The 12,912-nt window shown below is 72.2% G+C and carries 10 protein-coding genes; 2 read left to right on the top strand and 8 right to left on the bottom strand.

Going from position 1 to position 12,912, the window contains the following annotated elements; translation table 11 throughout:
* Window positions 1–47: 47 nt before the first annotated feature.
* Window positions 48–719 (bottom strand): endonuclease NucS, encoded by a 672-nt coding sequence (nucS, locus tag OG580_RS24880; RefSeq protein WP_267045882.1) that lies wholly within the window; start codon window positions 717–719, stop codon window positions 48–50.
* Between the two features lie 228 nt (window positions 720–947).
* Between nucS and OG580_RS24885 the strand changes: the two genes are divergently transcribed.
* A complete protein-coding gene (locus OG580_RS24885; protein WP_267045883.1) occupies window positions 948–1,340 on the top strand; it encodes an SCO5389 family protein in 393 nt (130 codons plus the stop codon).
* Window positions 1,341–1,446: 106 nt separating this feature from the next.
* Here the strand turns inward: OG580_RS24885 and OG580_RS24890 are convergent, their stop codons facing one another.
* Window positions 1,447–2,481 carry an LLM class flavin-dependent oxidoreductase gene (locus OG580_RS24890; protein ID WP_267045884.1) on the bottom strand — a complete coding sequence of 345 codons (1,035 nt, stop codon included), beginning with the start codon at window positions 2,479–2,481 and terminating at the stop codon, window positions 1,447–1,449.
* A 198-nt stretch (window positions 2,482–2,679) separates the two neighbouring features.
* Here OG580_RS24890 and OG580_RS24895 point away from each other — a divergent pair, with 198 nt between their 5' ends.
* On the top strand, window positions 2,680–3,012 hold the full coding sequence (locus OG580_RS24895) for an ATP/GTP-binding protein (protein WP_267045885.1): 333 nt from the start codon (window positions 2,680–2,682) through the stop codon (window positions 3,010–3,012).
* Between the two features lie 45 nt (window positions 3,013–3,057).
* On the opposite strand, the gene OG580_RS24900 is transcribed toward OG580_RS24895, so the two are convergent.
* From OG580_RS24900 to scy, 6 genes are all read right to left on the bottom strand, one after another.
* Complete coding sequence (locus OG580_RS24900) at window positions 3,058–3,891, bottom strand: ABC transporter permease (RefSeq protein ID WP_267045886.1); 834 nt, start codon at window positions 3,889–3,891, stop codon at window positions 3,058–3,060.
* Complete coding sequence (locus tag OG580_RS24905) at window positions 3,888–5,096, bottom strand: ABC transporter ATP-binding protein (RefSeq protein WP_267045887.1); 1,209 nt, start codon at window positions 5,094–5,096, stop codon at window positions 3,888–3,890. Before OG580_RS24905 ends, OG580_RS24900 begins: the two co-directional genes overlap by 4 nt.
* 236 nt (window positions 5,097–5,332) lie before the next feature.
* The gene (locus OG580_RS24910; RefSeq protein WP_267045888.1) at window positions 5,333–6,112 is read right to left on the bottom strand and encodes an ABC transporter permease; all 780 of its coding nucleotides are present in this window, start codon (window positions 6,110–6,112) and stop codon (window positions 5,333–5,335) included.
* Between the two features lie 2 nt (window positions 6,113–6,114).
* Entirely contained in the window at window positions 6,115–7,083 is a 969-nt protein-coding gene (locus OG580_RS24915; protein ID WP_267045889.1) for an ABC transporter ATP-binding protein, read from the bottom strand.
* A 145-nt stretch (window positions 7,084–7,228) separates the two neighbouring features.
* The gene (locus OG580_RS24920) at window positions 7,229–8,164 is read right to left on the bottom strand and encodes a cellulose-binding protein (RefSeq protein ID WP_267045890.1); all 936 of its coding nucleotides are present in this window, start codon (window positions 8,162–8,164) and stop codon (window positions 7,229–7,231) included.
* Between the two features lie 114 nt (window positions 8,165–8,278).
* The gene (scy, locus tag OG580_RS24925; RefSeq protein ID WP_267045891.1) at window positions 8,279–12,823 is read right to left on the bottom strand and encodes a polarized growth protein Scy; all 4,545 of its coding nucleotides are present in this window, start codon (window positions 12,821–12,823) and stop codon (window positions 8,279–8,281) included.
* Between the last annotated feature and the right edge of the window lie 89 nt (window positions 12,824–12,912).

The raw sequence follows: 12,912 nt of genomic DNA on the forward strand, positions 1-12,912 counted from the left end.
ACCCGGGGCCGTCCCCGTACTCGTACCGCTTCGTACCGACCGCCGGACTAGAAGAGCCGGAGCTTGTCGTCCTCGATGCCGCGCATGGCGTTGTAGTCGAGGACCACACAGCCGATCCCGCGGTCCGTCGCGAGCACCTTCGCCTGCGGCTTGATCTCCTGCGCCGCGAAGACGCCCCGCACGGGCGCCAGGTGCGGGTCGCGGTTGAGCAGCTCCAGGTAGCGGGTCAGCTGCTCGACGCCGTCGATCTCACCGCGCCGCTTGATCTCCACCGCGACCGTCGCGCCGTCCGCGTCGCGGCACAGGATGTCCACCGGGCCGATCGCGGTCGGGTACTCGCGGCGGATCAGGGTGTACCCCTCGCCGAGGGTCTCGATGCGGTCGGCGAGCAGTTCCTGGAGATGGGCCTCCACGCCGTCCTTGATGAGACCGGGGTCCACACCGAGCTCGTGCGAGGAGTCGTGGAGGATTTCCTCCATCGTGATGATCAGTTTCTCGCCCGCTTTGTTGATCACGGTCCAGACGCCTGCCTCCCCGTCGACGCCCTCCTTCAGGGTGCACGGCGGGGACATCCAGTTGAGCGGTTTGTACGCCCGGTCGTCCGCGTGGATGGAGACGCTCCCGTCTGCCTTGATCAAGATCAGACGGGGTGCGGAGGGCAGGTGGGCCGTGAGTCGACCCGCGTAGTCCACGGAGCAACGGGCAATGACGAGACGCATGGTCCGCAACGCTACAAGACGGGCGCTCTTCCGCGCGATTCGGGCATCATCCCTAGCCGAACACCCGTCGGTTATCAGCCTGTTGTGTTCCCAATCTTCTGGTGCGACCAGGTCTGCGCGCTTACCGTGGAAGCTGGAGGTCGTCGTCCGTGCACGCTGCGTGGCGCACGGCCCGGCCTTCGTCCCTGCCCGCAAGACCCCGTCCGCGGGGTCGCGAGAGGAGAACCCATGTCGCTCGACGTCTCACCGGCACTGTTGGAACAGGCCGAGCGAGGCGAGGTCGACGAAGCCGACTTCGTCGACTGCGTCCGGACCTCCCTGCCCTACGCATGGGAGATGATCAGTTCTCTGGTGGCTCAGCTGAAGGTCGACGGCGGAGAATTCGCCGACAACCAGACGCCGCCGCCGAATGAGCAGGCACGTGGTCAGCTGCTGCGCGCGCTTGCGAGCGATGCCATTCGTGGCGCCCTGCAGCGGCACTTCGGGGTGCGTCTCGCCTTCCAGAACTGCCACCGGGTGGCGGTCTTCCCGCTGGACCCGTCGGTGGACGAGCGGCTTGCTCGCTTCACGTCCGTACGGGGGCAGCTGCTCAATCAGTCGCCGGAAATGCGCGACTGCTGAGACATGGTGCTGCCGCTCCGCATCGCGGGAGACGTGGTCGATGCGTGCCGACACGCGTCGACCACGAAGAGATGCCGGAGCGGCAGCACCCGCTCTCCGCTGGGCCTCAGACCAGCAGCGGGAGGACCTCCGCGCCGAGCCGCCGGACGTTCTCCTCGGTCGCCGCGAGGTCGCCCGAGCCCTCCGCGAGCAGGGCGAAGCGCGTGATGCCCGTACGCTCCGCGGTCGCCGCGAGCCGGTCCGCCGCCAGCCGGGGGGTGCCCACCGGGTGCAGGCTGCACAGCAGCTCCGTGTACGCCACCGGGTCCCGCATCACCCGATGCCGGCCGTCGACCGTCACATGCGCGTCGAGGCCCTGTTTCAGCCAGCCCGGCATCGCCTTCACCAGCACCTCGGCCGCGTCCGCGCCCCGGTCCGCGAGCTGGGCCACCCCCGCCGACACGTGCCCCGCCCCGATCCGCGCGATCTCGTCCGGGTTCCGTCCGGCCTCCCGTGCGCAGCGCCTCCAGGCCGCGACCATCTCGGCCTTGTCCTCGTCGCCGCAGTGCATCCCGAGCAGCATCGGAAGCCCGCGCTCCGCGGCGAGCCGCACACTCTTCGGCGAGGTGCAGGCCACCACCACCTCGGGGCCCGCCTCGCCGCCGACCAGCTCGTCGGCACGGGGCACGACCGCCACCTCGCGGAAAGCGAATCGTTCCCCCTCGGCGCCGACGCGGGGCTCGGAGAGCCAGCGCAGCAGCAGGTCGAGCGATTCCGGGAAGCGCCCCTCGTACGCGGCGAGACCCGCGCCGAACACCTCCAGGTCGACCCAGGGACCACCCCGGCCCACCCCCAGCGTGAACCGGCCGCCCGAGGTGAGGTGCAGCAGCGCCGCCTGCTCGCCCAGGGCGACCGGGTGGACCGTCGGCAGCACACTCACCGCCGTGCCCACCCTCAACCGCCGGGTGCGCCCGAGGAGCAGCGCGGCGAGCGTCACGGCCGAGGGGCAGACCCCGTACGGCACGAAGTGGTGCTCGGCGAGCCAGACGGAGTCCAGCCCCGCCTCCTCGGCGACCTCGGCGGTCCGCACCGCCCGGTGCAACGCCTCGCCTTGTCCCTGGCCCGGGAACTGGGCGGCCAGAACGAACGTACCCACGCGCATTGCCTTCTGCCTCCTTGCGGTCGACGCGTATCTCCCCTCGCATCGGCAACAACGTCTGACACGTGCCAAAGGCAACGGCCGTTCATGAAGTTCTTGCGATTTTCGGCTAAGCCGTCACGGACGGGGCCCGGGGCACCGCGTCGCGGCCCGTAGGCTGGATGGAACGGTCCGTGTTCCCAGACCCCGTGAGGTGTGCCCGTGTCCCCGCGCCACAACCGTTCCCGAGGCGGCGAGAAGCCCGAGCAGCAGCAGTCGGGCGAACCCGGCGACCGGTACGGCGGTGCGCAGCGCAGCGAGACCTGGCAGGGCGAGGAGTGGTACGTCCGCCTCGTCGCCGGAGCGAGCTCGCCCGGCAAGCGCTACCGCTGCCCCGGCTGCGACCAGGAGATCCCGGCCGGAGCCCCGCATGTCGTCGCCTGGCCCGAGTACGGGGGAGTGGACGACCGGCGCCACTGGCACAAGGCCTGCTGGAGCGCGAAGGACCGCCGCACCAGCAGGGTGCAGCGGTCCCGTAACGCGCCGAGGTACTAGCCGAGGTACCGGGGGCCTGTCCGGCCTTGATCCGCCGGACAGGCCCTAGACGTCCCGGCTGTTCAGCAGGGCGTAGGCGCCGGCCAGGGCCGCGGCCGTGACCCCCATCAGGATCAGCAGCGGCTCCCAGCCCGCCGGGCCGCTGTCGCCGAGCGGCGGGCGCTCGCTGTAGAGCGCGATCATCTGCGAGGGGATCGCGTAGGTGAAGAGCGCCTCCTGCACCGACCTGAGCGCCTCCGAGAACATGAACAGCGCCGCCACCAGCGGGAGCAGCAGCAGGCCGATCATCACCGTGATCGCGCCGGCCGAGTGCCGGATGAGCGTCCCGAGGGCCAGCGACAGCAGACCGAGCACGGCCAGATAGGCGCCCGCCCCGACCGTCGCCCGCAGCCACTCGGCGGTCGTCGGCTCCCTCGCGTCCAGGATGGCGACCTGCGCCACCGCCACGAGCGCCGCGAACACGGTGGTGACCGTGAAGACCAGCAGGAAGAAGACGATCGCCTTCGCCGTCAGCACCCGGCCCCGGCTCGGGCAGGCGGTCAGGGTCGTACGGATCATGCCCGTGCCGTACTCGGAGGCGATCGTCAGGACGCCCAGCGTGATCACGCAGATCGACGCGGGAAGCATCCCGAAGAAGCCGAAGCCGAGCGCCGACTCCTCGCCCATCGGCGCCTCGGAGGCCGCGGCGATCGCCGCCACCCCCAGGCCGATGGCCAGCAGCAGCAGGACCATGACGCCGAGCGTCCACATCGTCGACCGCACCGAGCGGATCTTCGTCCACTCGGAGGCGAGGGCGTCACCGAGTGTCGCCCTGCGGACCGGGATGGGGGAGACGTAGGAGTGCGGCGCCGGGGCGTGGTGGTGGAGGGGGGCGGTCATCGGGCGTCCTTGGGGGTGTCGCTCGGCTGCGGGGTGCCCGGCTGCGGCGCCGGAGCGGTCGGAGGGGCCTGCGGGGCCGGAGCCGGCGGCGCGAACGGAGCCGCCGGCGGCGCTGCGTACGGGCCGGGCGCGGGGGCCTGCGGTGCGCCGGCGTACGGGTTGTGCCCGGGCGGCGGCGGGGCGTACCAGCCCTGCTGCGGCACCTCGGGGGCCACCGGCTGCTGCGGCGGCAGCCCGTACCCGTGCTGGCCGGGCTGCTGCGGGGCCTGGAGGTGGGCGAGCCGGTCGTCGGTGGAGCGGTAGTCCACCGCGCCCTGCGTCAGCCGCATGTACGCCTCCTCAAGGGAGGCCTGGTGCGGGGAGAGCTCCCAGAGCCGTACGTCCGCGTCGTGCGCGAGGTCGCTGATCCGCGGCAGGGCGAGGCCCGTCACGCGCAGCGCCCCGTCCGGCTCGGACAGCACCTGGCCGCCGGCCTCCATGAGCGCCGCCGTCAGCTTCTCCCGCTGCGCCGGCTCGGTCCCGGGGGTCCGCACCCGGGCGAAGTCGGCGGAGTTCGCCGAGATGAAGTCCGTGACGCTCATGTCCGCGAGCAGCTGACCCCGGCCGATCACGATCAGGTGGTCCGCCGTCAGCGCCATCTCGCTCATGAGGTGGCTGGAGACGAAGACGGTCCGGCCCTCGGCCGCCAGCTTCTTCATCAGGTTGCGGACCCAGAGGATGCCCTCCGGGTCCAGGCCGTTGACCGGCTCGTCGAAGAGCAGCACCTGCGGGTCGCCGAGGAGCGCCGCCGCGATGCCGAGCCGCTGGCCCATGCCGAGGGAGAAGCCCTTGGAGCGGCGCTTGGCCACGTCCTGGAGGCCGACCACGCCGAGGACCTCGTCGACGCGCTGCGCCGGGATGCCGGCGAGCTGCGCGAGCGACAGCAGATGGCTCCGCGCGCTCCGCCCGCCGTGCACGGCCTTGGCGTCGAGGAGCGCGCCGACCTGGCGGGGCGCGTTCGGCAGCTTCCGGAAGGGGTGGCCGCCGATCGTCACATGGCCCGCGGTGGGCTGGTCGAGCCCGAGGATCATGCGCATCGTCGTCGACTTGCCGGACCCGTTGGGCCCCAGGAACCCGGTGACGACACCGGGCCTCACCTGGAAGGAAAGGTTGTACACGGCCGTCTTGGCGCCGTAGCGCTTCGTCAGGCCGACTGCCTCGATCATTCTTCCAGCCCCATCGACAGGTCGTCGCATCCGTGTCGGGGCGTGGCGGCCTTCGGCCGGAGCCCCCCGTATGAATGAGGAGCTTATCCAGCCGTTGACGGTTCCGGCGAAGGGGAAAAGAACCTCCGGGAGATTCCCTGGTCGTCCCCTACGGGGCAGGTCCCTCTCCCCTGGCCTTCCGCCGGACACCCTCCAGGGCTGTCCGGCCTGATCGACAAGACACCGACAAGGCGCCCCTAGGCGTCGCGCCTCTTCAGCACCAGATAGCCGCCCGCGAGCGACGCGACCACCCAGAGCAGCATGATCCCGAGCCCGCCCCACGGTCCGTACGGAGCCTCTTCGGTGTTCATGGCGTCCGGGACGACCTGCATGATCTTCGCGCCGGCCTGGTCGGGGAAGTACGTGGCGACCTCCTTCGCCTTCGGCACCGCCGACAGGATCTGGGAGATCAGGAAGAAGAAGGGCACCAGGATGCCGAGCGAGAGCATCGAGGAGCGCAGCATCGCGGCCACGCCCATGGAGAACAGCGCGATCAGGCACATGTAGAGCCCGGCGCCGATCACCGCCCGCAGCACGTTGTCGTCGCCGATCGAGGCCCGGTGCTCGCCGAGCAGGGCCTGCCCCAGGAAGAAGGAGAGGAAGCTCGTCACGAGGCCCACGAGCAGCGCCAGACCGCCGGCCACCGCGATCTTCGAGAAGAGGAAGGTCGCACGCTGCGGCACGGCGGCGAGCGAGGTGCGGATCATGCCGGAGGAGTACTCCGTGCCCACCACCAGGACGCCGAAGACGACCATCGCCAGCTGGCCGAGGATCATCCCGGAGAAGCTGACGAAGGTCGGGTCGAAGGTGAGCTGCTCGGCCTGGCTCAGATCGTCGAAGGTGGAGTTGAGGAGCGCGCACAGCGCCGCGCTCATCGCCACGGTGACGAGGAGGGCGCTCGCCAGCGTCCAGACCGTCGACGACACCGTCCGGATCTTGGTCCACTCGGACTGCAGGACCGCGGTTGCCGCTGCCATCTTCAGGCTCCCTCGGAGGTCGAGCCCCACTGGGGGCCGGGCGCCGACACGGCGCCGTGGACATCGGTGCCGTGCGCGTGGTACTCCACCGCTCCGGCCGTCATCTGCATGAAGGCCTCTTCGAGCGAGGCGCGCTGGGAGCTCAGCTCGTGCAGGACGAGCTGGTTCGCCGCCGCCAGCTCGCCCAGCTTCTCGGTGGTCGCCGAGTCCACCTCGAGGGTGCCGTTGCCCGCCTCGACCGCGATGAATCCGTTGGTGTGCAGGACGTCCCGCAGCCGCTCCTGCTGCGGCGAACGCAGCCGTACGAAACTCCGCGAATTCTGCTGGATGAAATCTGCCATCGACGTGTCGGCCAGCAGCTTTCCCTGCCCGATCACGATGAGATGGTCGGCCGTCAGCGCCATTTCACTCATCAGATGGCTGGAAACGAAGATCGTCCGACCTTCGGCGGCCAACGCCTTCATCAGATTGCGGATCCAGTGAATTCCCTCGGGGTCCAGACCATTGACGGGTTCGTCGAACATCAGGATCTCGGGATCACCGAGCAGCGCCGAGGCGATACCGAGCCGCTGGCCCATGCCGAGGGAGAAGCCCTTCGACTTCTTCCCCGCGACCTGCGTCAGACCCACCAGGTCGAGCACCTCGCTCACCCGGCTCTGCGGGATCCGGTTGGACTGCGCCAGACACAGCAGGTTGTTGTACGCGGACCGGCCGCCGTTCATCGCCTTGGCGTCGAGCAGCGCGCCGATGTACTTCAGCGGTTCGGCCAGGTCCCGGTAGTGCTTGCCGTCGATCCGGACCGTACCGCTGGTCGGATTGTCCAGATCGAGCATCATCCGCATCGTCGTCGACTTGCCCGCCCCGTTCGGCCCGAGGAAGCCGGTGACGACGCCCGGCCGGACCCGGAAGGAGAGATGGTCGACCGCTGTCTTCGCCCCGTAACGCTTGGTCAGGCCCTCAAGCTCGATCATGCGTACCAACCTAAAGGCGCGCAAAACCCCCCGCCACCGGAGTGACGGGGGGCTGTGGGCGGCGCCGCGAACTCGCTACCGAGACGCCTTGCTACGGACCCCTGGGTGTTACCGGGACCGCTGGTGTTACCGGGACCGCCGGGTGTTACCGGGACTGCTGGGCCGGAACACCGGCCGCGCGCTCGTCGTCGATCGGGGAGCCGGCCGCCGCGACCGCGGCACCCGTCAGGGTCGCCAGCATCTCGCGGACGTTGGTCAGCTGGGCGTTGATCGAGTCACGGCGGTTCGTCAGCGCCGCGAGCTCACGCTCCGACTCGCTGCGGATCCGGTCGGCCTTGGCGTTCGCGTCGGCCACGATGTCCTCGGCCTGGCGCTGCGCGGTCTCCACCGTCTGACGGGCCCGACGCTCCGCGTCCGTACGCAGCTTCTCGGCCTCCAGGCGGAGCTGCTCGGCGCGGTGCTCGATCTCCGCGAGGCGCTTCTCGGCCTTCGCCTGACGCGAGGCCAGGTCCCGCTCCGACTGCTCGCGACGCTTCGCCAGGTTGGTCTCGAAGTCCGCGGCGGCCTGGGCGGCCTTGGCGCGGGTCTCCTCGAAGAGGGCGTCCGCCTCCTCACGCTTCGACTGCGCGTCCTTCTGCGCCTCGGCACGCAGCGAGTTGGCCTCGCCCTGCGCCTTCTCGACGATCCGGACGCCCTCGTCCTCGGCCTTCGACTTCCGCTCGGACGCGAAGGACTCCGCGTCGTTGCGCACCTGCTGGGCGGCCGACTCGGCCAGCTCGCGGTGCTGCTCGGCGGCGCGACGGGCCTCCTCGCGCAGGTCCTTCGCCTCCTCCTCGGCGAGCCGGAGGATCTTCTCGACCCGGGCGCCGAGACCCGCGTACGACGGCTCGGCGTCCGAGACCTGCGCCTGCGCGTTCTGCGTCTCGAGGTGGAGCTCCTCGATGCGCTTCTCCAGAGAGGTGATGCGCGAGAGAGCACTGTCACGGTCGGCGACGAGCTTGGTAATGCGGTCGTCCACCTGACCGCGGTCGTAACCACGCCGCACTAGCTCGAAGCCGAAGGGGGAGGAAGTGTCGCTCATGGGGTTCCTGTCGAATGAGACCGGTGAGGTGTTAGAGGGAATCCTAGGGGCCGAAGCGGCGTGTCATCGAGCGTATGCCCGTTTGATCTGGAGAATGTCCAGCCTTTTGAGTGGCTAGCCGTCCAGGGACTTGCCACCCGAACGAGTGACTCCTGTCGACGCACCCGCCTTGAGCCCGTCCTTCGTGCCTGCCGACGGCGTCTCGAAAGACTCCAACGCCTCCAGGACGTCCTGGACACGGGAGATCTCGGCGTTGATGTTCTCGCGCCGACGCACGAGCACTTCGAGCTCCCGCTTGCCCTCCGCGACGGTCCGCTCGGCCTCCGCCTCCGCCTCGGCCCGGATCCGCTCGGCCTCCGCCTTGATGCCCTCGGCCTCCGCGACGAGCGAGGCCTTCTTCTGCTCGGCCTCCTTGAGGAGCGCCTCGGCCTTCCGCACCGCCGCGATCCGGACCTTGCTCGCCTCCGAACTCGCCTCGGAGACCAGCTCCTTCGCCTTCTCCTCCGCCTCGGTGCGCTGCTCCGTGGCAGCCGTCACCAGCTTGTCGACGCGCTCGCCGGCCGTCTTCATCTGCTCGGCCGTCTCGCGCCGCGCCCGCTCGTGCAGCTCCTCGATCTCGCCCTCGACGCGGCCCCGCAGTTCCTCGGACCGGTCCCTTATGGCCGTCGCGTCGCTGCGTGCCCCGACGAGCAGTTCGTCGGCGTCCGTACGGGCCTTCTCCACCAGCGAGTTGCCGTCGACGGTCGCCTCGGCGACGATCCGCTCGGCCTCCTTGCGGGCCGCGCCGACCATGGTGTCCGCCTGCGTCTCGGCCTCGGTGGTGGCGCGCAGCGCCTCCTCCTGGGCCTTGGCGACGAGCTGGTCCGCCTGCTCGGCCGCGTCCGAACGCTTCCGCGCGCCGGCCTCCCGCGCCTCGTCGAGCGTCCGGTCCGCCTCCTCGCGGGCCTCCGACCGCATCTGCTCGGCCGCCGCCTCGGCGTCCGCCTTCACCTGCGCCGACTCCGCGCGGATCCGCTCGGCGTCCTGCTGCGCGGCGCCCACCGTCGCGGCCGCCTCGGCCTCCGCGTCGGCCTTGTGCCGCTCGGCCTCCGCGACGGTCCGCGCGGCCTGCTCGGCGGCCTCCGCCGCGACCCGCTCGGCGTCGGCCCGCGCGTCCGCCGTGACCGCGTCCGACAGCTCGCCCGCCTCACGGGTGAGTCGCTCGGCCTCGTTCGTCGCCTCGGTGATGAGGGCGTCGGCCTGCTCGGCGGCGTCGCTGCGGCGCTTGTCGGCGGCCTTGCGGGCGTCGTCGAGGACCTGCTCGCCGTCGGCGAGCGCGGCGTTCCGCAGGGCCTGCGCGTGCGCCTCGCCGTCGATCTTGACCTGCTCGGCCTCGGACCGGAGCCGCTGCGCGTCCTGCTCGGTCGTCTCCATGAGCTCGACCGCCTCGGCGGTGAGCCGCTCGGCCTCGTTCGTCGCCTCGGTGATGAGGGCGTCGGCCTGCTCGGCGGCGTCGCTGCGGCGCTTGTCGGCGGCCTTGCGGGCCTCGTCGAGGACCTGCTCGCCGTCGGCGATCGCCGCGTTCCGCAGCGCCTCCGCGTGCGCCTCCCCGTCGGCCTTGACCTGCTCGGCCTCGGTCCGCAGCCGCAGGGCGTCCTGCTCGGTGCTCTCCAGGAGCTCGGCGGCCTCCGTGGTGAGCCGCTCGGCCTCCGCGGTCGCCTCACGGGTGACCCGCTCGGCCTCCGCGATCGCCTCGCCGGTGAGCCGCTCCGCCTCGTTCGTCGCCTCGGTGATGAGGGCGTCGGCCTGCTCGGCGGCGTCGCTGCGGCGCTTGTCGGCGGCCTTGCGGGCCTCGTCGAGGACCTGCTCGGCCTCCGCGCCGATCCGGTCCGCCTCCGTACGCGCCTCGCCGACGACCGTCTCGGCGCGCTCGGCGGCCTCCGAACGGATCCGGTTCGCGTCGTCCCGGGCGTCGGCCCGCGTACGGGCCGCATCCTGCTCCGCCGAGGCGAGCGAGTCCGTCACCTCGGTCCGTACCCGCTGCGCGTAGTCGGCGGTGTCGGCGCGCAGCTTCTCCGCCTCGGCGATCGCGTCCGTGACGGTCCGCTCGGCCAGCGCCTTCGCGGCCTCCGACTCCTCCTGGGCGCGCGCCCGGGTGCGGGAGGCGTCCTCGGAGGCCCGGTCCCGCTCCTCGTAGGCGTCGGCGCGGACCCGGTCCGCCTCCTCCTGCGCCTCGGTCCGCGTCCGCTCGGCCGCGTGCTCGGCGGCGCTGCGCAGTCCGGCGATCTCCTCGTCGGCCTGCTCGCGCAGACCGGCCACCGAGTCCCGTACCTCCTGGGCGGCTCGCGAGGCGGCGGTGACCATCTCGGTCGCCCGCGCGTCCGCCTCCTCGACCAGGCGCTGGGCCTCGGCCTGGGCGTCCTCGCCCCGCTTGCGGGCGGCGGCGAGCAGTTCCTCGGACTGCTCGCGTGCGTGCTCGCGCTCCCGGCCGGCCTCGGAGCGGGCCGACTCCAGTGTCTCCTCGGCCTCCCGGCGGCGCCGGACGGCCTCGTCCTGCGCGGCGGTCAGCGCCTCGGCGGCCTCGGCGGCGACCCGCTCGGCGGCGGCCGCGGCCTCCGCCCGCACCCGGTCGGCGGTCTCCTGCGCCTCCGACCTCAGGCGCTCGGCCTCCTCGGAGGCCTCCGTGCGGAGCCGTACCGCCGAGGTCTCCGCCTCGGTACGCGCGGTGGACGCGTCCGACGCGGCCTCGGCCCGCAGCCGCTCGGCCTCCTGCTCGGCCTGCTCCTGGAGCGTCCGGATGCGCTCGGCGGCCTCGGTGCGCAGCCGCTCCGTCTCGTCGGCGGCCTCGCGCCGCATCAGCTCGCTCTCGGCGCGGGCGTCGGTGAGCTCCTCGCCCGCGGCCGTCACCTTGGCCTCGGCCTCGGCGTGCAGCCGCGTCAGCTCCTCGGCGGCCTCGGCGCGCCGGGCCTCCGCGGCCCGCTCGGCGTCCGCGCGCACCCCGGCGGCGGCCGCGTCGGCCGCGTCCTTGACGGACTCCGCCTGCTCCTCGGCCTCGGCGCGCAGCCGCTCGGCCTCGGCGCGGGTGCGCTCCAGGGTCTCCTCGGCCTGGGCGCGGAGCGTCTGGGCGCGCTCCACGGCCTCCGACTTGACCCGCTCGCTCTCCGTGCCGGCCTTGGCGCGCAGCTCGTCGGCGTCCGTACGGGCCTTGGTGAGGAGCTCCTCGGCGGTGCCGGCCGCCTCCTCGATCTGCTGGAGGGCCTCGCGCCGGGCCTCGCCGCGGATCCGCTCGCCCTCCGCGATGGCCTCGGCGCGCAGCTGCTCGGCCTCGCCGCGCAGCCGGCGGGCCTCCTCCTGGAGCTCGACCGTCTTGGCGCGGTACTCCTTGGTGTCGTCCTTCGCCGAGCCGAGCAGCTCGTCGGCCTGCTCCTCGACCCGGGCCCGCAGCCGGTCCATCTCGGCCTCGGCCTCACGGCGGACCCGCTCGGCCTCCTCGGCGGCCTTGCGGGTGGTCTCGCGGGCCTCCTCGGACGCCTTGGTGAGGATCTCCTCGGCGTTGCGCGCGGCCTTGGCGAGCGCGGCGGCGGAGTCCTCGGCGACAGCCGTACGGGCCTTCTCCGAGGCCTCCGTGACGAGCTTCTCGGCTTCGGCGGTCGCCTCGCGGAGCTTCTCCTCGGCCTCGGCCTTGAGGGCCTCGGCGTCCTTGGTGGCCTCGCCGACGAGCCGGGCGATCTCGGTCTTGGCCGTACGGGTGCGCTGCTCGTTGACGGACTCCGCGGAGGCGAGCTGCCTGGCGGCCGCTTCCTTGGCCTCCGTGAGGGCCTTCTCGGCCTCGGCGCGGGCCACGCGGAGCTTCTCCTCGGCCTCCGCCATGCGCTGCTCGGCGGCGCGGGAGAGCTCGGTGGCCTGCCGGCGGGCCTGGTCCGTCTCGGCGGTGGTCGTCGAGCGGAGCTGCTCGGCGTGGCTGGTGGCCTCCTGCGCCTGGCTGGAGGCGGCGCCCAGGAGCCGCTCGGCGTCCTTGCGGGCGCGCAGCAGGATCGCCTCGGCCTCGGCGCGGGCGGCCTCCGCCTCGGTGCCGACGCGGCGGCTGGTCTCCTCGGCGAGCCGGGTGGCCTCGGCGCGGGCGGTGCTGAGCGACTGCTCGGCCTCCGCGCGGGACTCCTCCATGAGGCGGCGGGCCTGGGACTCCGTACGGGCGCGCAGCTGCTCGGCCCAGGCGACGTTCTCGTTGACGTGCGCCTCGACGGTCTGGCGGCGCTCGCTGAGCTCCTGGTCGAGCTGCTGGCGGCGCTGGACCGCCTCGTTGTGCAGCTCCGCCTGGAGCCGGGCCTGGTGCTCGGCGTGCTCCTGGAGGATGCGCTGTGTCTGGGCGCGGGCCTCGCGCAGCTCGCGCTCGGCGTCCTGCCGGAGCTGCTCGGCCTGCGCCTGCGCGTTGCGCAGCAGCTGTTCGGCCTGGTATCCGATGTCCGCGCTGTCGTACGCGGGCCGGGACGCGATCGTGCGGCGCGCCTCGTGGAGCTTGGCACGCAAGACCTCGACCTGGTAACCGAGGTCCTCGGCGTGCTGGACGGCCTTCTCCCGCTCGGTCTTCAGCCGGTCCATCTCGGCTTCGAACCGGGCGAGATGGTCGTCTTCAGCTCGGTGGCTCTCCTGGCGTTCGTAGCCCCGCACTGCGCGGTCCATCCTTCCCCGAGCTCTCCGAGCAGGGGAGACCCCAACCCTGTCCGCAACTCCAACGAGCACCGCCCTCACTGACGAGGACGGACCCCCGG

It is taken from the genome of Streptomyces sp. NBC_00094 (genome assembly GCF_026343125.1).
In the GTDB taxonomy this organism is placed as follows: Bacteria; Actinomycetota; Actinomycetes; order Streptomycetales; family Streptomycetaceae; genus Streptomyces.

Bases quoted from the DNA above. Each gene is read 5' to 3' on its own strand.
- OG580_RS24885 (WP_267045883.1), top strand. From the start codon at position 948: ATGTCGCTCGACGTCTCACCGGCACTGTTGGAACAGGCCGAGCGAGGC.
- scy (WP_267045891.1), bottom strand. From the start codon at position 12,823: ATGGACCGCGCAGTGCGGGGCTACGAACGCCAGGAGAGCCACCGAGCT.
- nucS (WP_267045882.1), bottom strand. From the start codon at position 719: ATGCGTCTCGTCATTGCCCGTTGCTCCGTGGACTACGCGGGTCGACTC.
- OG580_RS24905 (WP_267045887.1), bottom strand. From the start codon at position 5,096: ATGATCGAGGCAGTCGGCCTGACGAAGCGCTACGGCGCCAAGACGGCC.
- OG580_RS24900 (WP_267045886.1), bottom strand. From the start codon at position 3,891: ATGACCGCCCCCCTCCACCACCACGCCCCGGCGCCGCACTCCTACGTC.
- OG580_RS24915 (WP_267045889.1), bottom strand. From the start codon at position 7,083: ATGATCGAGCTTGAGGGCCTGACCAAGCGTTACGGGGCGAAGACAGCG.
- OG580_RS24910 (WP_267045888.1), bottom strand. From the start codon at position 6,112: ATGGCAGCGGCAACCGCGGTCCTGCAGTCCGAGTGGACCAAGATCCGG.
- OG580_RS24890 (WP_267045884.1), bottom strand. From the start codon at position 2,481: ATGCGCGTGGGTACGTTCGTTCTGGCCGCCCAGTTCCCGGGCCAGGGA.
- OG580_RS24920 (WP_267045890.1), bottom strand. From the start codon at position 8,164: ATGAGCGACACTTCCTCCCCCTTCGGCTTCGAGCTAGTGCGGCGTGGT.